This is a genomic window from Chitinophaga sp. HK235, assembly GCF_018255755.1.
GTDB lineage: Bacteria > Bacteroidota > Bacteroidia > Chitinophagales > Chitinophagaceae > Chitinophaga.
The window spans coordinates 7264702-7284854 of the sequence record NZ_CP073766.1 but is presented as its reverse complement, the minus strand read 5'-3'; the positions used below and the strand labels follow the sequence as shown (position 1 = coordinate 7284854).

The window sequence follows — 20153 nt, the reverse complement described above, 5'->3', positions numbered from 1 at the left end:
GTGTTTGTTAGGCCTGATCGTTTTGGTGGGAGTACTGGTGAATATCCCTGCTGTACAGAATATGCTTGTACATGAGGTTACCGACCGGTTGTCCCATCAGCTCAAAACACGTGTCGAGATAAACCGCGTCACGCTGCGGCTGTTCAACAGCCTGCAGCTGGAAGGAGCACTCATCGAAGATCAGCACAAAGACACTCTCCTGTACGCGGGTAAATTACAAGTGCGCATCACCGACTGGTTCTTTTTTCAGGACAAACCAGTACTCAAGTTTATTGGACTCGAAGATGCGCAGGTCAACCTGCTGCGGCCACGCAACGACTCTGTCTGGAACTATCAGTTCCTGGTAGATGCGCTCTCCGGCCCTACCACTCCACCTCCTCCCAAAAAAACTTCCCAGGGCATTTCCCTCGACCTTAAAAAAATTGATCTCCGAAATATTCGTCTTAATCAGATTGATGCCTGGGTGGGAGAAGATATGCGCGGCTACGCCAAACGCATCTTCCTCGATGCTAAAAACCTCGACCTTCAGAAACATAATATCGATATACAGGAGCTGCTGCTGGACCAACCCTCCTTTGTTGTGAGCAACTATTCCTCCTCCCCGCTCCGGCACAAACGGCCACATACCGCAGCCCCAGCCGATACCACCACCTCCCACGAGCTGCGCTGGAATAACGCCAACTGGAAACTGCTGATCAAAGAACTCCATATCAAAAACGGCCTGCTGGGCGTAGACCTCCCCGATGATACCGCTAAAGTAGAGGAAGGATATTTTGCACCCAACCATATCCGCTTCGGAGAGATCAACCTCTCCCTCACCAATACCAGCCTGGTAAAAGACAGTATTATCGGCGACCTCACCCTCAGCACCAAAGAACGTTGCGGATTTGAAGTCAAAAAACTCACCAGCCGTTTCAAAATGTCGCCCGTGGAAATGGAGTTCTCCCGGCTGGACCTGCAAACAAACCGTAGCCATATCGGCGACTACTATACGATGCAGTATTCAGACATCAACGATATGAATAACTATATCGATGATGTGTATATGCAGGCCCGCTTTAAAAACTGTAAACTGTCTTCCGACGATATCGCTTTTTTTGCGCCTCCCTTATCTTCCTGGAAAAAAGAAATTACACTTACCGGAAAGGCAAGAGGCCCTGTCAGCAATCTGAAAGCCTCTGAGATAGAGCTGGAAGCCGGTGCCACCACACGCCTCAAAGGTAGTCTGGAAATGCGCGGCCTTCCTGATATCTACGAAACCTTTATCGATTTTCATACCGATGAACTGGTGACCACCGGCGCTGATGTAATGCTGATCATGCCCATCGTAAAAGAAGTGAATACCATCCGGATGGACCGCTTGAGCTCCATCCGCTTCCAGGGCAGCTATACCGGCTTTATCAACGACTTCGTGGCCTATGGACAGTTCCAGACCAATCTTGGCCAGCTCAGCTCCGACCTGAACTTCAAAACCAGCCGCGATGTGCCCGTATATTCCGGTAGCCTCACCGCTACCAATTTCAATATCGGTTCCCTCATTAATAACGATAACCTGTCTACCATCTCCCTGAATGCCAAAGTAAACGGGGCCGGCTTTAACTTCAAAACACTGAAAGCCAGCGTAGACGCAGATGTACAGGCCATCAGCCTCTTTGGCTACACCTATAGGAATATCAAAACCAATGGTGAGATGAGCCGCAAATTCTTCAACGGTTCACTTACCGCCAACGATCCTAATCTGGACATGGACTTCGCCGGGACCATCGACTTTAATGAAGCATTGCCCTTATTCCATTTCCATTCCGATATCCGTAAAGGTGATCTGAAAGCACTTCATCTCACAGAAGACACCATCACCCTGCAGGCCAAACTGGACCTGAACTTCGCCGGCAGCAACATCGACAACTTCGATGGCACCGCCCGCATGCACGAAGTATCTGTATTCAAAGACGGTAAACGCCTGGAATTCGACTCCCTTACCATAGCCACCCATATGCAGGATAATATGAAGGTGCTCAGCCTCGAAGGTAGTGAGGTAAGCGGATATGTAAAAGGCTCCTACAAACTGATGGAGCTTCCCGACGCCTTCCAGTTGTTGCTCTATAAATATTATCCCAGCTACTTCCTGCCTCCCCTTAATCCGGCAATCCAGGAAGACTTCAGCTTCTCTTTTCAGTTCGGGGAGGTGGATAAACTTCTGAAAGGCTTTACCAACAAGTTCTCCGGCTTCGATAACTCCACCGTACAAGGTGCCCTCAATACCATGAATGGTGGGAATCTGGCCCTCAATATCAATGTACCTGAAGCCTCCTATCTGCACTATCATATACAGGACCTTCAGGTAAAAGGTGATGGTAATTTCAACAAAGTGAATATCAGCACCAGCATTGGAAAGGTATTGTCCGGCACCAATGTGATGCTGCAAAACCCGCTGATACTGGCCAGCTCCGGACATGATACCTCCTTTATCAAAGTAGACCTGCAGGCGCAGGACACCTCCTCTCTCGACGGCTTTTATGCCCGGGTAGTCACGGTACAACAGGGCGTGAAAATCAGTTTCCTCAACAGCGCCTTCACCGTCAATGAACGACAATGGAATGTGACTCCCGGCAACGAAATATACTGGAGTAAAGACTTTCTTACCGTTAAGAACCTCCGTATTACACGCAACGACCAGAGTATTACCGTAGAGACCAACGAATTTAATCCGGATGAATCCAGATTTATCGTTACGCTCAAAAACCTGAACCTGGCCGATGTGATCCCGTCACAGCTGATCACTACCCGTATAGAAGGTATTACCGACGGCACCATTCATATCACCGATCCCACACAGGACCTAGACGTCAGCGCAGCCCTGCGTACCCGGGAACTGCGTATTGACAATGATTCCATCGGTGTGGTGAATGTAGACGGCACCTACCTGCACAGGACCGGCCTCGCTACTTTCCTGGTGAAATCAGATAATGAAGGCAAAAACTTCCTGGCCCAGGGTAAAGTAGGTTTATCTAAAAGCAACAAGGAAATCGATGCCTTCGTCAACCTGAACAGTATGTCCATCAACCTCGTCAGCAAATACCTGGCGGGTTATGTTTCAGACCTGACCGGCGCTGTTACCGGTAAAGTCAATATATCCGGCACCACCGATCTGCCATCAGTAAAAGGAAATCTGAAACTGGATACGGTGGCTGTAACAGTTGATTACCTGGGTACCCGCTACCGGATACCCAAGCTAAACGTCAATATAGATGATAACCTGATTGAGTTTGGTAACTTCACCATTATCGACAAGTATAACACCAAAGGCACCGCCAGCGGCTATATCAGTCATGATCATTTTGACAAGCTGAACTTCGACTTCGATGTTACCGGCAGGAACTTCCTGTTCCTCAGCACCACATCGGCTGACAATGACCTTTTTTACGGGGATGTGCTGGCTGATGGCAAAGTATATTTCTCCGGCCCCATCAATGATATGCAGATGCATATCCTGGCCAGACCAGTAAAAGGCACACATTTTTATCTCCCGATGTCCGACAGTAAAGACATTGGTAAATATGATTATATCACTTTCAAGACTTACGGAACGGAGATAAAGGAAAACAAAAGGAAAAAAGACAATACTAAACTCACCGTGAAACTGGATATCGCGGCCAATCCGGATGCCCAGATAGATGTGATCCTGGATGCCACCACCGGCGATATCATTTCCGCCAACGGGACCGGCAACCTCCAGATCATTGCCAATACCGAAGGAGATTTCAGTATGTTCGGTAACTATGAGATCAACAACGGGTCTTATAACTTCACCTTCCAAAGGCTTACCAGCTGGAAGTTTGACATAGAGAAGAACAGTTCCATCACCTGGAATGGTGATCCGCAGGAAGCCAAGGTAAATATCACCGCCAAATATTCCCTGCCGAAGGTTAGTCTTTACAACCTGCTGGGACAGGCCGCCACCGTGGTTTCCAACGATAAGCTGGCCACCCGTACTGAAAAGGTGGACGTATTGATCAATCTCCGCGGCGCGTTGATGAAGCCAGACATCTCTTATACCGTCGAACTGCCGGAAGTAGGCAGCCTCTCCTATGAAAGTGGTGTGGCCGCCAAACTCAAGGAGATCAACAACGACCAGAACAAGGCGCTGTTGCAGGTATATGGCCTGTTGCTGTTTAACCAGTTCCTGCCCGATGATGCCACTACCAATGCGGCGGCTAACGTTGGCATCACCGGTAAAAACAGTGTTGGACAGGCTCTTTCCGCACAGGCTTCCGCCATCCTCAACAATATTACCGGAGCCCTGCTGAAAGGCAGTGGTATTGGTGTGAACGTCAACTACCGCGCCTACAATGTGGGGGGGCCCGGTGGCGCCACTGATAACGCTTCCGTAGACCGTAACCAGGTGAGTGCCGGTATTACCAGTACGCTGTTCAACAACCGTTTCCGTCTTTATGCCGGCGGCGACTATGACTGGGGTAAATCATCCACTTCTGCCAATGCAAACCGCTTCGCAGGTGACTTCCGGATAGAATACCTGCTGACACCGGATGGCCGTTTCCGTATCAACGCTTTCAGCAAATCGGACTATGATGTATATAACCTCAACAACCGTACGAAATCCGGTGTAGGTATCTCTTACGTGCGGGAGTTCAACCGGTTCAGCGAGCTTTTACGTCATCGCCGCCCTCGTACGCCGCTGCTGGACTCACTCCGTAAAGCAGCTGCTACCAAACCCAAAGAAGACTCCACTGAAATCAAATAAAAATCCCAGGGCTGAAGCCCTGGGCTAATATTGTTTTTGGCTTATTTCAGGGCATTCAATCTATTGATGAAGCTTGAGACAATGTTATTTTTAACTTTCTTTTGAAGAAAGGCAGAATCTACGGCCTTTTTTACCAGCCCTTTAGCAGCATTATTTTCAACTGCAATGCAATCAATACAGCTAAAACATTTATAGTCCAGGGCTAATGTTTCCCAAGGCCAATGCAGCCAATGCAACAAAAATAGCCCAGGACTTTAGTCCTGGGTTCTAAGGATTTCGTGCCCCAGTTTGTCTCTTTTGGTGCGCAGGTAGTTTTCGTTGTGCGGGTTCGGGTGTATTTCGATGGGCACATTTTCCACTACTTCGAGGCCATAGCCGCTGAGGCCGGCTCTTTTACGCGGGTTGTTGGTGATGAGACGAAGTTGGGTGATATTAAGATGACGAAGGATTTGTGCACCTACGCCGTAATCACGTTCATCCATTTTAAAGCCGAGTTCGATGTTGGCTTCAACGGTATCGAGGCCTTCTTCCTGAAGTTTATAGGCTTTCAGTTTGTTCATGAGACCGATACCACGGCCTTCCTGGTTCATATAAAGAATGAGGCCTTTTCCTTCTTTCTCTACCATCTGCATGGCAGCGTGCAGTTGTTCTCCACAATCGCAGCGCAGGGAGTGCAGGATGTCGCCAGTCACGCAGGAGGAGTGAACACGTACCAGTACGGGTTCATCTTTGGTCCATTCTCCTTTTTTGAGCGCCATATGGATTTCGCCGGAGTTCACCTGTTTGAAGGCGATGAGTTCGAAGTTGCCGTATTTGGTAGGCATTTGAACTCTTACTCCTTCTTCGATGAGTGTTTCGGTGCTGAGGAGGTAGGCGATGAGGTCCTGTATGGATATAAGTTTCAGGTCGAATTTATTGGCAATTTCCCGCAGCTGGGGCAGGCGGGCCATGGAGCCGTCTTCGTTCATGATTTCCACCAGTACGCCGGCTGGTTCGAAGCCTGCGAGGCGGGCCAGGTCGATAGTGGCTTCTGTATGGCCTGCACGGCGTAATACGCCGCCGGTTTTAGCTTTCAGCGGAAAGATATGTCCGGGTTTGCCCAGTTCTTCCGACTTGGTGTTCGGGTCGATGAGTGCCTGTACCGTTTTGGCCCTGTCGTGGGCGGAGATACCGGTGGTGCAGCCATGACCGAGCAGGTCTACCGATACGGTGAAAGGTGTTTGGTGAAGAGCGGTATTATCACGGACCATCAGTTCCAGGCCCAGCTCTTCACAGCGTTCTTCAGCAAGGGGTGCACATATAAGGCCACGGCCGTGTGTGCTCATAAAGTTGATGATCTCCGGCGTAACGTTGCGGGCTGCTGTAATAAAGTCGCCTTCATTTTCGCGGTCTTCATCATCTACTACGATTACCAGTTTGCCGTTTTTTATATCTTCTATTGCTGCTTCTATTTTATCTAACATATATTATCCCTCCGGGTCAAATGTTGAATTGCGCAAAGTTACGACTTATACACGGTAAATGAAGAAGGAAGTATTTTGGGCTAAATACAGACAATAAACTGGAGGTTTGATTATTATGCAGTTAGATTTTAACAAATAAAAAAATATGCCAATAACTTAGCTTTGTAACAATCAGGCTTTCATAAAGTTTAGGTCTGAACTAGTCACACTGTTATGCATTAGCATTATCCCCCATTTGAAGATTAATAATTTTTCCTCCTTTTCTTGAATAAACACACCTCAACCAGAGGTTTGTCTGATAAGATTTCTAAAAAAATTATCAAGGTTTATAGATCCTTTACTCTTAACAATTTGTTAATTCGATTGTTAATATGGCGTTAAAATTTAACCAAAGTTTTTTGGCACCTTTGCGCCATGAAACAAACTTCTCTAATCATGGGATTTAGAAAATTACTTTTTACCTTATTCTTATTACTCACAACGATCTTGACCTATGCACAGGTTACGACTTCAGGTATGAACGGAAAGGTAACCGGTACAGACAATGTTGGTTTGCCCGGTGCAACGGTAGTTGCAATTCACCTTCCTTCAGGTACCAAATACGGTACAACTACTGATGCGGAAGGTTTTTACCGTTTGCCAAACATGAACGTAGGAGGCCCCTACAAAGTGACTGTTACCTTCATTGGTTTTACGGAGTTTTCCCAGGACAACCTCATGCTCGCCCTGGGCCAGACATTCAAGTTAAACGCTAAACTGGCAGACAAAAGCAGAGAAATCAAACAAGTGGAAGTAGTGGCCCAGCGCAATAATGCTTTTGATCCAAACCGTAAAGGCGCACAAACTGTAATCAGCCGGTCCCAGATTGAAGCCCTGCCTACTGTAGGCCGTAACTATACAGACTTTGCCAGGCTGACCCCTCAGGCCAGACTGACGAAAGATGGTAATGGTAACAATGGTATCTCCATCGCTGGTACCAACAGCCGTTACAATGCTATCTTCGTAGACGGTGCTGTACAGAACGATGTATTTGGTCTTTCTGATAACGGCGCAAACGGTGGTCAGATTGGTATCTCTCCTTTCAGTGTGGATATCATTGATCAAATCAATATCAACGTTTCTCCTTTTGATGTTAAGCAAGGAGGTTTTGCAGGTGGTTCTATTAACGCGGTTACCCGTAGTGGTACCAACAGCGTAGAAGGATCTGCCTACTACTTCTTCCGCAATCAGGACCTCGCTGGTAAAAGACCTACCAACGATCCGACTGCTGACCGTCCGAAACTGCCGGACTTCACCTCTCAGACTTATGGTCTGCGTATTGGTGGTCCAATCATCAAAAACAAACTGTTCTACTTCGTTAACGCTGAATTCCAGAATGACGAAACTCCACAGAACTTTGGCTACGACGCTTACGCTGCCAACATGAAAGCGAACGCAGCCGGCCGTGATCAGCTGGATCTGCTCAACGCCAAACTGACGAAAATGGGTTACGATCCCGGTGGTTACGAAAGCAACATTCGCAAACTGGATGGTACCAAGCTCTTCGTTCGTTTAGATTGGAACATCAACAATGTTCATAAATTCACTATCCGCCACCAGTATTCAAAAGGTGTAAGTACCAGCCCTGCGGTATCAAACCAGCGTAATATTTTCTTCGCTAACAGAGGTGTGTACTTCCCTTCTACTACCAACGCAACTACTGCTGAGCTCAAAAGCCTCTTCGGTAACAAGGCATCCAACTCTCTCCTCGTTGGTGTGAACCTGGTACGCGACGACCGTAGTGTAATGGGTAACCCATTCCCGAACGTTTTCATCAACAAGGAAGCGATCGGTTTTGGCTCTGAAGCATTCTCCGCCGCTAACCTCCTGCAACAGGACGTTATTACCCTGACAGATAACTTCGAACTGTATAAAGGTAAACACACCATTACTATCGGTACCAACAACGAATATTACAACCTGAACAACGTATTTATCAGGAACAACTACGGCGCCTATACTTACGCCAACCTGAATGACTTTCTGACTGATCAGTCTCCTATCCGTTTCCAGCGTACTTTCTCTGCTGTTGACAATGGCATCGGCGACGATACCAAAGCTGCCGCTAAATTAAAAGCTATGCAGCTCGGCTTATACGTACAGGATGACTATCAGATCAGCGACAACTTCAAACTGTCTTATGGTCTGCGTGCTGACTTACCGATTTTCCTGGACAAACCACGTGAAAATGCCGGTTTCAATGAGAACGTTCTGCCTAAACTGGAAGCTGCTGGATGGGACCTCCACGGTGCTAAAACCGGTGTAAAACCAGATAGCAGAATCCTGCTCTCTCCCCGTATCGCCTTTAACTGGGATGTTACCGGTGACCAGAGAACCCAGATCCGTGGCGGTGCCGGTATCTTCACCAGCCGCATTCCATTCGTTTGGGTAGGTGGTATCTACAACAACAATGGTGTAACACTGGGTGAAATGGACGTAAAATACGACCCTACCAAACCAGCATCTGCAACCAACCAGCCGATCAAATTTATCCCGGAATACAACCAACAGCCATCTATTACTGCTATTCCTTCCGGCCAGATCGACCTGTTTGCTAAAAACTTCAAATTCCCGCAAGTATTCAGAACCAGCCTCGCCGTTGACAGAAAACTGCCTTGGGGCATGGTGGGTACACTGGAAGGTATCTTCACCAAAACCCTCAACAACGTTAACTACTACAACCTGGCTTACGTTAAAAACGGTAATCAGACCATCACCGGTGCCGGTGCTGATAACCGCCCAATCTATAGGAAACTTGGTGCTGATACCCTCGGCCTGTATCCTAACGTATACTATGCTGAAAATACCAACAAAGGCTATACTTACAACTTTACCGCTCAGTTACAGAAAGCATTCCGTAACGGTCTGAGCACCAGCGTAGCCTACACCTTTAGCCGTGCAAAAGGCCTGAACGACGGTCAGTCTTCCCAGAACTCTTCCCAATGGCGTATGCCTAACGTAAGAGGTAAAAATGACCTCGACATGGGATATTCTATCTATGACGCCGGTTCCAGAATCGTTGCTTCTGTTTCCTATAAGAAAGAATATGCCGGCTTTATGGCAACTACCGTTAGCCTGTTCTACACCGGCCAGAACGGTGACCGCTTCTCTTATGGTTACAGGGATAACGCCAATAACCTCAACATTAACAAAGACCTGCCCAGTTCTGGTGATGGTGGTCTGAGTATCATGTACGTTCCGAAAGACGCCAGCGAAATCAACCTGGTATCTTACACTGATAACAAAGGAAACGTCGTTTCTGCTGCTGACCAGTGGAACAGATTGAACAGCTTCATTGAAAACGATAAATACCTGTCTTCCCGCAGAGGACAATATGTTGAAAGAAACGGCGTAAGAGCTCCATTCTCCAACATCTTCGACCTGCACCTGGCACAGGATTTCTACATCAAACAAAAAAATGGTGTAAGACATACCCTGCAGCTGACCTTCGACATCTTCAACCTGGGTAACCTGATCAATAAAGACTGGGGTAGACTCTATACCGCCCGTACTGGTATGAGCTACAACAACTACGGTCTGATCGACTTAGTTGGTTTCGAAGCTAATGGTACTACACCTAAATTCAACTATACTGGTCCTGCTACTAAAAACAAAACCGTTGCTCAAATCGACGACATCGGTTTACAAACTGCCCGCTGGCAGAGCCAGGTTGGTATCAGATATACCTTCAAATAAGTCAACAAATTCATTTTATAACACAAAAGGCTGTCTCCTGAGACAGCCTTTTGTGTTATAAATAGTTTAGCCGTTAACGTTAAAAAAATTGAATATTCAGCTATTAGTAGTATCTTTAGAAAGCTTGAAAACCTCATTAAGTTAATCCGAAATTATTGTAGCATAAAACCTATAGCCCCATTCTTTTTGTTTCCTTAACCAAACATACATAATCTATGAAATCAATGTATTATCAGCTGCGCAGGTATAAACTGCAGTTCATAATGGCAACCGTAATCCTGCTTTCAGCTTGTACCAAAAAAGAGCAAGTGACGAATGTCACTTCCACCAAATGTCAATGTGAAAGCAATGAAATCTATCCCAACATTCCCGGAGAACTGATTACATTCAGAAATAAAGAAACCGGCAGGCACTACACCATAGTCAAAAAAAAGGACCTCTATATCATGGATGGCGACATCATCCTGAATGAAGAACAGGTAAATGAATTAAAACAAAGGATTGAATCACCAACTCAACCTATCGAAAAATGGCAGGCCACAGCCGATAAAAATGGGATTATCCGAATTCCGGCATCACAAGCCTCCAAAGGAGAAAAGATCAATACCCTCCGTACTGGTACCTCCATTACTAGTAGAATATGGCCCAACAAAACTGTTTATTATATTATCGATCCTTCTCTCCCCAACCAGAGTGTGATAACATCTGCAATAGCAGAGTGGGAAACAAGGACTAATCTCAAATTCGTTCCAAGGACTACTCAAAACGATTTTGTAGAATTCACCAATATATATGGCAACTGCAGCTCTAGCCTGGGAAGAATCGGAGGCAAACAGATTATCAATATAGCACCAGGTTGCGACCAAACCAACGCAGTCCATGAAATCGGACATGCTATCGGATTTTATCATGAACAATCCCGTCCCGACCGTGATCAATATGTGACTATTCACAAGGAAAATATGATTCCCGATACCAGCGTTTACTATCAGTTCCTGACATATAATGAAACAGACAATGGATGGGGCTTCAAAATAGGAGCACTTGATTATCTATCTGTGATGTTATATAGCTCCTGGCATTTTACCAGACAAGCATTCCCACTGTTACCAACCATTACCAAAAAGGATGGTTCAGTAATACCACGTAATACCGAGTTATCTCAGGGAGATATAGAAACATACAATTTCATGTACAACCCCGCCCCTGTTTACGCCAGACTGGAGCTTAAAAACAGAGGAACAATTGAATGGGGTTCATGGAACAACTACACAACAACTGTCGAAATCACATTGGCATTTTATAGTGACGCAGGTTGCACCACACCTGTTATTCCTCACGCAGCAATTCCTTTTTACACTAACCCTGTTTATAGCGATAATCCGAATTATTACATATGGACGAATGTCAATCCTAACAGCACATCAGTTTATCTTGGTAAGTTCGAGGTAGAACGCTCTATTCCTAACGCTGATGGAGGTTCTGACATTTCAAGTATGACACTGCGTCTGATTCCCGGTGTTGGATATACCGCCCTGCCCAACTTTGAACAACCTTGATAAAACTTTTTGTATGAAGCGGACTGATAGGTCTGCTTGCCTACTATTGAGCATGCTGATCATATAGTGTCAGCATGCTTCTTTTACAATAAACCCCTCCCCCTGCCCGTTTATAGCGAAACTGTCACCTTTGCGCCCTGTTTCCTATATCCACCTACTCCTGCTGCTGTTGCTCACAGCCAGTGTTACTGCACAAAACATCGTTCCCAATCCCGGTTTTCAGGATGTAAACATCTGTACGGAATATCAGGCTCCCTGTTCTCCCAGTGCCTGGCAGGCCGTAGCTCCCCATATCAGCAAGCTGATTTACAAAGATGAAAACCGGCAGCGTTTTATCATGCTCACCATGCAAAGCCGCATCAATCCAGCCTTACGCACCTATTGCCAGACACAGTTGCTCTGCCCGCTGAAAAAAGGAGCTTCCTATAAGATCCGGCTTTTTACCATGAGCAATAAAGACCAGCCCCCGTTCACGGATATACGTTTTGATACCGCGCTCATCTACCGTAATTCCACTAATTGCCTGGATATCCCGCCGGATCTGCAACTGAGGCAGGCAGATGTAGCTGGAGCCCGTGAAAACTGGACCATCCTGGAAAAAACCTTCACCGCCGGCAAAGACGCCAGCTGTATCATCATCGGCAACTTTAACAAACATTCTCCTCCCATAAAAGATGAACATTACCTTTATCTGGACAGTATCACCATCACGCCACTGGACGGGAAAATGTGTGCAGATGCAGACACTGTCAGAAAAGCATTGTATGCTTTTCACAAAAGACATTCTGTTTATGTTGATGCTGTTCCCGGAGATATCCTGCACTTCCTGCCACCACAGGCCGTTTTCCAGCGTAGTGGCCGGTGCGATACGCTCCTGCTTAAAAACGACTTCTTTATTCCCCGGACCCGGAACATCAATTCCACTTACCAGGACCAGTTGCGCAAGACTATGAAAGTAGACCGCGACGAGGTACACAACAAAATTTTCCTGACCGGCTACGCCCATCTCTCTTCCAATAAAAAGTATAACGAAATCATCGCCACCGACAGAGCCAATGAGGTGGCCAAATATTTTGTATATAATGAAGGATTTAGTTTTGATGATTTTATCATTACCGGGAAGGATGGATACTCCCCTGACGGGGATAGCGCAGAACTGGTGATGATGGTGAGCTGCCAGCCGGCACCCGAAATAACCCCGCCGGTTATACGAACAGACACCCTGCTCATCCCCGACCTGCTTTTCCGCTTCAACAGCAGTGAGCTCAATATCCGGCAGCATGTTTCGCTGGACAGCCTCGTCAACCGGATACCCTCCGGAGACAGTGTAACCATCACCGTTACCGGCCATACCGATGATGCCGGCACCAGTGAATACAACCAGGAGCTGTCTTTACGCAGGGCTACTACCGTGGCTGATTATATCCGCTCCAGGAAACCGGGGGCACATATTACACAGATCATTGGCATGGGCGAGTCTATGCCGGTGTCTGATAATGTGTATGCAGAAGGGAGAAGAAAAAACAGAAGGGTGGAAATCGTTATCTTTTATCCACCTGAACGGAAGCGGTAAAAAAGGGCAGGCGCAGAAAAATATCCAGGGCCATCTGCCAGGTGGCCATATCATGCCGCCCACCCGGGATCTCCAGGTAATGGATATCTTCCGGTACTTTGTATCCTTTCTTCATCAACTCCAGTATCAGGTCGCGGGTATCGTCGATGCTATCGATGATACCATTGTGGTTTCGGTCGGCGGTTTCGTCGCTGGTGCCGCATTCAAAAAAGAATTGCAGTCCAGGGCGGTAGTTACTTTCCCGGATACGGCGGTGCATAATACGGTCATGCTCGTCGCTGTAATCCTCCCCCAAAGGCCTGTCGCGCCACCAGAGTGCGCCGGAAAATACGCCTGCCATCGAAAATAGTTGCGGGTGCTGCCATACGATATCCAGTGCCGACAATCCTCCGAGTGAAAAACCGGCAAATGCCCGCCTGGCCTCCGACAGCCCGGGATACTGCTCTTGCAGGAAAGGTAACAGTTCTTCCACCACAAAATCACTATAGGCCGCCGCCATACCACCAAGCCCCTGGTAATCCGGGATACCAGCCACTCCATACTCCTGCCGCCGCATCGGGCCGGCGTGTATGCCCACTGCACAAAGGCCTTCCGGGAAAACAGCCGGCCAGGTAGTCAGGTCCTGTCCGTCATTCATCAGCAATAATACACGAGGGGATGGTCCCTTGTAATACACATCCAGCAATATTTCCCGCTGTAAGGCAGTCGCATGGACCGTCAGATGATCGATTTGCATTTCAACAATTTACCAATAAACCAATAATCTTCTTTAAATTTAACTAAACACTTTCCCGTGACAGAAAACTACTATAAATGGCATTCTCCCAACCTGGGAAAGGAATTTGAGATGCTGGTATTCGGTGACAGCGGATATCCGTTACTACTCTTCCCTACTTCCATGGGCCGCTACTATGAAAGCAAGGACCGTGGCCTGATTGACGCTATCCGCTGGTTTATCGATGAAGGCCGGGTAAAGGTATACTGCCCCGACAGTATCGATGCCAGCAGCTGGTACAATAAAAACATTCCCCCCACCTATCGTGCGTATAATCATACCTGTTATGATAAACTGCTGATGGAGGAAATACTGCCCCGTATGGAAGCGGAAACAGGCAAACAGCGCATTGTGGCTGCCGGCTGCAGTTTTGGTGGGTACCATGCCGCCAACTTCGCCTTCCGGCACCCCGCCAGCGTATCATACCTCTTCAGTCTCAGTGGTATCTTCGATATCAAACCCCGTATGGACGGCTATTACGACGACCAGGTATATTTCAACAACCCGGCCGACTTTATGCCCGACAACCAGGACGCAGACCTGTGGCGCATGGGCATCGTACTGGGCACCGCCGAAACAGATGTCACCCGCCCGCACAACGAACATTTCTCCCGGATACTAGCCGCCAAAAACATCACCCACTGGCTGGACATCAGGCCCCACGCCCTGCATGACTGGCCCGTATGGCGGGAAATGCTGCCGCACTATCTATCACTCATCAAGTAAGCGACATGAAAAAAATTGGCATTTTATTCGGACAGGAAAACACGTTCCCACAGGCACTGGCAGACAGAATAAACCAGATCAACCCTCCCGGTATCTTTGCTGAGTTTGTGACCATCGATAAAGTATTACAGGGTGCCGATAGTGGTTATGCCGTTATTGTAGACAGGATCTCCCAGGACGTTCCTTTTTACCGTGCCTTCCTGAAAAATGCCGCCACTGCCGGTTGCGCCGTTATCAACAACCCATTCTGGTGGAGTGCCGACGATAAATTCTTTAACAATGCCCTGGCTGAGAAAATAGGCGTCAACGTGCCCCGCACCGTTTTACTGCCGTCCTATTCTCTGCCGGACAATACTACCGATAAGTCTTTCCGCAACCTCATCTATCCATTCGACTGGAATACCATCTTCAATTATATAGGTTTCCCTGCATACATGAAACCCTATGATGGCGGCGGATGGAAACATGTGTATCAGGTGGAAGACAAGGACGATTTTTTCCGCAAACACAGTGAAACAGGCCAGCTGGTCATGATGCTGCAGGAAGAAATTGATTACAGTCAATACTACCGTTGCTACTGCATCGGCGGTAAAGACGTACGTATCATGCCTTACAATCCAAAAAACGAGCCGCATCAGCGTTACCTGTCTGACTTCAAAGGCAGCACAGCACTGATGGAACAGATCACCCAACAGGTGCTGGCACTCAATCAGCATCTGGGCTACGACTTCAATACTGTAGAGATAGCAGTGCGGGGTGAAGTGCCTTACGCCATTGACTTTTGTAATCCCGCTCCTGATGCAGACATACACTCCATCGGAGCAGAACATTTTGAATGGGTGGTGGAAACCAGCGCCCGTTATGCCATTGAGCGGGCGATGGCTCAGAAACCAGGGAAAGACAACCTTACCTGGGGACAGTTCATCCGGCACCGTACCCCGAAAAAGCCTGCTGCAGCGCCAACAGCCACAAAAAAAGTCACCGGTGCTCCCAGGAAATCATCATCGGAGAAAGAAAAATCCGCTGGCAAAAAGATAAACGGGAAAAGTGTCGCTTCAAAAAAATCAAATCAAAAGAAAAATAAATGACACTTTTTTCATAATGTGTAATTCGTAATTTCGGGAAAAATTTTAATCATGTTCAGGGCCTTTACGCTGGGTATAGAAGAAGAATATATGGTGATGGACCCTAGTACCCGGGAACTCCGGTCCCATGAGCAAAAAATTGTGGAACAGGCCCATAAGGTAATACGGGACCAGGTAAAAGCAGAGTTTCACCAGGCCGTAGTAGAAGTGGGCACACAGATATGTGCCAATGTACAGGAAGCGCGGGAAGATGTGGCCCTGTTACGCCGCACCATCACCCAGATAGCCGGCGACCTGGGCTTCAGCATAGGTGCCTCTGGCACCCATCCCTTCAGCAAATGGGAAAAACAGCTGATCACCGACCATCCCCGTTATTTTGAGATCGTCAATGAAATGCAGGATGCAGCCCGGTCCAACCTGATCTTTGGAATGCATGTGCATGTAGGCATGGAGAACCGGGAGATGGCAATACATATCGCCAATTCCGTTCGTTATTTTCTGCCGCATATTTTTGCACTGAGTACCAACTCCCCTTTCTGGGAAGGCCGTAATACCGGCTTCAAATCCTTTCGTACCAAGGTTTTCGATAAATTCCCCCGTACCGGCATCCCCGATTATTTCAGCAGCATAGAAGAATATGACAACTATATCAAGCTGCTGGTAAAAACCAATTGCATCGACAACGCCAAAAAAGTATGGTGGGATCTGCGTGTGCATCCGTTCTTCAATACCGTGGAGTTCCGCATCTGCGATGTGCCGATGACGGTAGATGATACCATCACGCTGGCAGGACTGTTTCAGGCGGTATGTGCCAAGATCTACAAGCTGCGTATGCAGAACCTGAATTTCATTCTCTACAACCGCGCGCTCATCAATGAAAACAAATGGCGGGCATCCCGCTATGGTATTGATGGTAACCTGATCGACTTTGGAAAGGAAATGGAAGTCAACACACGGTCACTCATATACGAATTGCTCGATTTTATTGACGACGTAGTCGATGACCTTGGTAGCCGTGACGTCATCAATGCCACTGCCCGCATCCTCGCAAACGGTACCGGCGCCGACAGACAGCTGAAAATATTTGAGGAAACCAACGACCTGGTGGCCGTTACAGACTACATACATGGCCAGTTTCTGAAGAACTTCTGAGCCGGAATGACGGATTACCCGGCCGTAATTCGTAATTTTGCAGTATGCATCCAATCAAAAACAAGTGGAAAGTAGCTGTCCTGGATATGTATGAAGGTGTGCCCAACGAAGGCATGCGCTGTATCCGGGAAATACTGGTGCAATATGCAGCTATGCATGCACTGGACCTGCAATTTGATGAGTTTGAAGTAAGACTGCAGCAGCAGGTACCAGATACCTCCTACGATATCTACATCTCTACCGGCGGCCCTGGCAGCCCGGTAGACAGCGAAGGCAGCGCCTGGGAACAAAAATATTTCTCCCTTATAGAAGCATTGCTTACATGGAACCGTACCGCAGAACAGAAAAAGCCCGCCTTTTTTATCTGCCATTCCTACCAGATCATGTGCCGTTATTACAGGATCGGTAACGTCTGTAAGCGCAAATCCCCTGCCTTCGGGGTTTTTCCGGTACATAAAACCAATGCCGGCCTCCGCGAAAAAGTTTTCAGCGCCCTCCCCGATCCCTTTTATATCGTAGACAGCCGTAACTGGCAGGTGATAGAGCTGAACCATCAAAACCTCGCCGCTATGGGTGGTCAGGTGCTGGCAATTGAAAAAGAAAGGCCCCACGTACCGCTGGAACGCGCTACCATGGCCATCCGCTTCAATGATCATTTTATCGGCACCCAGTTCCATCCCGAAGCCGATGCAGATGGAATGCATATGTATCTTCTTCAGGAAGAAAAGAAAAAACAGGTGGTAGACAATCACGGCATGGAAAAATACAACAGCATGCTGGAACAACTCACCGATCCGGACAAGATCATGCTCACCCATGACCGCCTGATTACTGCATTTCTCGACTATGCCGTTTATGGCGAGCTGTCAGACAGACTGGCCGCTATCGAGCACCTGGAGCAGGTGCCCGCTCACAACGACGACGAAAACACCTTTTTCTAATCCGTTTATTACATCATCATGATACCCGAAGTCAGAAAGGCTTATAATCAACAATTTACCGACGCCCGTTACCAGGCTTTCCTGGAAGGCATGGCCCGGGATGCAGGCATCGCACCCGATTTCCGTGTGGCCGAAACACCGGTATTTGTGCCCGCCGTCCTGACCACCAAACTGATACAGGCTTGTGAAGAGATCATCAACGTGATATTGCGGCCCGACTTCAAGTCTGTCACCCAGGATGCCATACCTTCCGATCTGAAAGTGCCGCATGAAAACGAACATCCGCACTTTATTGTTATCGACTTCGCCGTTACCCGCGAAGAAGGCGGCGACCTTGCTCCCAAACTGATAGAATTACAGGGATTTCCTACCATGTACGCCTTTCAGGACGTGATGGCCCGGCAATATAAAAACCACTTCGATATTCCCGGACAGCTGAGCAATTTTTTTAACGGTATCGATGAAACAACCTACTATCAACTGCTCCGGCAGATGATCGTTGGCGATCTGCCGCCGGAAGAAGTGATCCTGCTGGAAGTAAAACCGGAAGAACAGAAAACACGTATCGACTTTTACAGTACAGAAAAATATATCGGCATCCGCACTGTATGCCTTACGCAACTTATCCAGGAAGGCAAAAAACTGTTTTATCTGCGTGATGGCGTCAAAACGCCTGTGCAGCGTATCTACAACCGCATCATCTTTGATGATCTGCAAAAACAGTCTGCTGAGCTGGGCACACATGTCAACCTGTTCCAGGACCTGGATGTAGAATGGATCACACATCCCAACTGGTTTTACCGGATCAGCAAATACACCATGCCTTTTATTCACAGCGAATTTGTGCCTAAGAGCTGGTTCCTGCATGAGCTGCCGGTGATCCCTGCCGATCTCGAAAACTATGTACTGAAACCCCTTTTCTCCTTTGCCGGCCAGGGTGTGCTGATAGATGTCACTCCCACTGATATTGACAATATCAAAGACCCGGAGAACTGGATACTGCAACGCAAGGTGAAATACGCCCCGGTCATCGAAACACCCACCGGGCCTGCCATCTGTGAGATCAGAATGATGTATATATGGCCCGACAGCTCTCCCCGGCCCATCCTGGTACATAATCTGTCCAGGATCAGCAAGGGAAAGATGATCGGAGTGGGCTTCAACAGCACCGACACCTGGGTAGGCGGCAGCTGCTGCTTTTTTGAGTTTGCATAATTATTTTTTCTGCTCCAGTTGCTGCATCCGCTTCTGAAGATCGATAATGTAGAGGGTCAGCTCTTCCACTTTTTGCAATAGTTTCTGGTTGACTTCTCCCAGATCATGGCCATTTTGAGCCACTTCTGCAGCGGAAGGCATTCCAGGTAGATGCTGATGCTCACTGATATAATTTTCTACTTCCTGCAAGGAAGGCAATACATAATTTTTGCTAAAAACGTAGTCAGGCCAGGCATCTGCGGCAGTAGTAACCCTTACTTTGGTTGCCTGGATTGTGCCTTTCACCGCCAGTTTGCTTTGCGGGTTGATAGTACCAATACCGATATTACCATCGGCATTGACATGGAACAGATTGGTCCAATCTGCATTATATCCTTTTTCAAAGAGATCCCAGGATTTTGTTGTGGGGCGCACGCCATAAGCAAATACGCCATTTTGTATATCTGTTAGCCCTTTATAATTGGAATAAAAATCCGTGTTGGCAGAGGTAACATCCTTGGTGATATACACAAAATCGTTCCCCGGCTTATTTGTTGCATTGATAGCCACCATTCCCTGTTTTACAGGTGCACCCAATACAAGGCCTTCACTGTTAAAAGTGTTGCCTGTAACGTCTGTAAAGGGCAACTTAAAAAAACGGTTGTTATCAAAATCACATTTTAAACCAAAATTACTGGTGGTCGTCAATGCTCCTGCCGGTTCCGCAGTAGTCTGTCCGAAAGTGCCTCCTGGCAAAGGATCATTTCCAAAATGAACGGCTTTATAATAGATACCTCCCCATTTGTAATTGGATTTAAACCACAGCGCATTATTGAATACATAAAAAGTCGCCGCTGCAGGACTCCCTGATGTACAGCGTATTTCCGCTCCATCAAACCTATTGGGTGAATTATCCCATTTCTCAATTCGTATCAGAAAGGTCCCCGGTATTTCAAAATAATTTGGATCGCCCTGAACAGAAACTTCTATCAGGGAGGAATACCGGTCATTAAGTCCTTTCACTTCCGCAATTTTATAATAGTAAAAATTATACGGGGAACTCATTTCCTGTGTTACTCCCAGAAATTTCCAGGGCACTTCTGTCTGGGCATACGATTTCAGCGAAAAAAACCAGCACAGTACAATACAGCTGGCAAACAATCGAACATTTTTCATATGAGTATAGGT

General features: G+C 47.4%; 12 protein-coding genes. 9 read left to right on the top strand and 3 right to left on the bottom strand.

Features of this window, described 5'->3' with window-relative positions; genetic code table 11:
• Positions 1-4: 4 nt before the first annotated feature.
• On the top strand, positions 5-4762 hold the full coding sequence (locus tag KD145_RS28015; protein ID WP_212003110.1) for a translocation/assembly module TamB domain-containing protein: 4758 nt from the start codon (positions 5-7) through the stop codon (positions 4760-4762).
• A gap of 254 nt (positions 4763-5016) precedes the next feature.
• Here the strand turns inward: KD145_RS28015 and KD145_RS28010 are convergent, their stop codons facing one another.
• Complete coding sequence (locus KD145_RS28010) at positions 5017-6225, bottom strand: bifunctional 3,4-dihydroxy-2-butanone-4-phosphate synthase/GTP cyclohydrolase II (RefSeq protein WP_212003109.1); 1209 nt, start codon at positions 6223-6225, stop codon at positions 5017-5019.
• A 516-nt stretch (positions 6226-6741) separates the two neighbouring features.
• On the opposite strand from KD145_RS28010, the gene KD145_RS28005 reads away from it, so the two are divergent.
• The 3 genes from KD145_RS28005 (at position 6742) to KD145_RS27995 (ending at position 13092) form a co-directional block, all read left to right on the top strand.
• Positions 6742-9960, top strand: coding sequence for a carboxypeptidase regulatory-like domain-containing protein (locus tag KD145_RS28005; RefSeq protein ID WP_212003108.1), 3219 nt, complete (start codon positions 6742-6744; stop codon positions 9958-9960).
• Positions 9961-10175: 215 nt separating this feature from the next.
• Complete coding sequence (locus KD145_RS28000; RefSeq protein WP_212003107.1) at positions 10176-11519, top strand: M12 family metallopeptidase; 1344 nt, start codon at positions 10176-10178, stop codon at positions 11517-11519.
• A gap of 130 nt (positions 11520-11649) precedes the next feature.
• Entirely contained in the window at positions 11650-13092 is a 1443-nt protein-coding gene (locus tag KD145_RS27995) for an OmpA family protein (protein ID WP_212003106.1), read from the top strand.
• Here KD145_RS27995 and KD145_RS27990 read toward each other — a convergent pair.
• The gene (locus KD145_RS27990) at positions 13061-13828 is read right to left on the bottom strand and encodes an esterase family protein (RefSeq protein ID WP_212003105.1); all 768 of its coding nucleotides are present in this window, start codon (positions 13826-13828) and stop codon (positions 13061-13063) included. The two genes, KD145_RS27995 and KD145_RS27990, sit on opposite strands and share 32 nt — an antisense overlap.
• A gap of 57 nt (positions 13829-13885) precedes the next feature.
• Here KD145_RS27990 and KD145_RS27985 point away from each other — a divergent pair, with 57 nt between their 5' ends.
• Genes KD145_RS27985 through KD145_RS27965 form a run of 5 tightly spaced genes read left to right on the top strand, consistent with a single transcriptional unit; the run spans position 13886 to position 18986 of the window.
• The gene (locus KD145_RS27985; protein ID WP_212003104.1) at positions 13886-14593 is read left to right on the top strand and encodes an esterase family protein; all 708 of its coding nucleotides are present in this window, start codon (positions 13886-13888) and stop codon (positions 14591-14593) included.
• A gap of 5 nt (positions 14594-14598) precedes the next feature.
• Positions 14599-15681 carry a RimK family alpha-L-glutamate ligase gene (locus KD145_RS27980; RefSeq protein ID WP_249219595.1) on the top strand — a complete coding sequence of 361 codons (1083 nt, stop codon included), beginning with the start codon at positions 14599-14601 and terminating at the stop codon, positions 15679-15681.
• 48 nt (positions 15682-15729) lie between these two features.
• Positions 15730-16830, top strand: a complete 1101-nt coding sequence (locus KD145_RS27975) for a carboxylate-amine ligase (protein WP_212003103.1) — start codon at positions 15730-15732, stop codon at positions 16828-16830.
• A 44-nt stretch (positions 16831-16874) separates the two neighbouring features.
• Positions 16875-17771 (top strand): type 1 glutamine amidotransferase, encoded by an 897-nt coding sequence (locus tag KD145_RS27970; protein ID WP_212003102.1) that lies wholly within the window; start codon positions 16875-16877, stop codon positions 17769-17771.
• 18 nt (positions 17772-17789) lie between these two features.
• Positions 17790-18986 (top strand): hypothetical protein, encoded by a 1197-nt coding sequence (locus tag KD145_RS27965; protein WP_212003101.1) that lies wholly within the window; start codon positions 17790-17792, stop codon positions 18984-18986.
• Here the strand turns inward: KD145_RS27965 and KD145_RS27960 are convergent, their stop codons facing one another.
• Positions 18987-20141: a tail fiber protein gene (locus KD145_RS27960; RefSeq protein WP_212003100.1), complete on the bottom strand. Its 1155-nt coding sequence runs from the start codon at positions 20139-20141 to the stop codon at positions 18987-18989.
• Positions 20142-20153 lie beyond the last annotated feature (12 nt).

What these genes read in the sequence shown, in the direction of transcription:
- KD145_RS27975 (WP_212003103.1), top strand. Translation starts at nt 15,730, where the DNA reads ATGTTCAGGGCCTTTACGCTGGGTATAGAAGAAGAATATATGGTGATG.
- KD145_RS27965 (WP_212003101.1), top strand. Translation starts at nt 17,790, where the DNA reads ATGATACCCGAAGTCAGAAAGGCTTATAATCAACAATTTACCGACGCC.
- KD145_RS28010 (WP_212003109.1), bottom strand. Translation starts at nt 6,225, where the DNA reads ATGTTAGATAAAATAGAAGCAGCAATAGAAGATATAAAAAACGGCAAA.
- KD145_RS27990 (WP_212003105.1), bottom strand. Translation starts at nt 13,828, where the DNA reads ATGCAAATCGATCATCTGACGGTCCATGCGACTGCCTTACAGCGGGAA.
- KD145_RS27970 (WP_212003102.1), top strand. Translation starts at nt 16,875, where the DNA reads ATGCATCCAATCAAAAACAAGTGGAAAGTAGCTGTCCTGGATATGTAT.
- KD145_RS28000 (WP_212003107.1), top strand. Translation starts at nt 10,176, where the DNA reads ATGAAATCAATGTATTATCAGCTGCGCAGGTATAAACTGCAGTTCATA.
- KD145_RS27960 (WP_212003100.1), bottom strand. Translation starts at nt 20,141, where the DNA reads ATGAAAAATGTTCGATTGTTTGCCAGCTGTATTGTACTGTGCTGGTTT.
- KD145_RS28005 (WP_212003108.1), top strand. Translation starts at nt 6,742, where the DNA reads ATGAACGGAAAGGTAACCGGTACAGACAATGTTGGTTTGCCCGGTGCA.
- KD145_RS27980 (WP_249219595.1), top strand. Translation starts at nt 14,599, where the DNA reads ATGAAAAAAATTGGCATTTTATTCGGACAGGAAAACACGTTCCCACAG.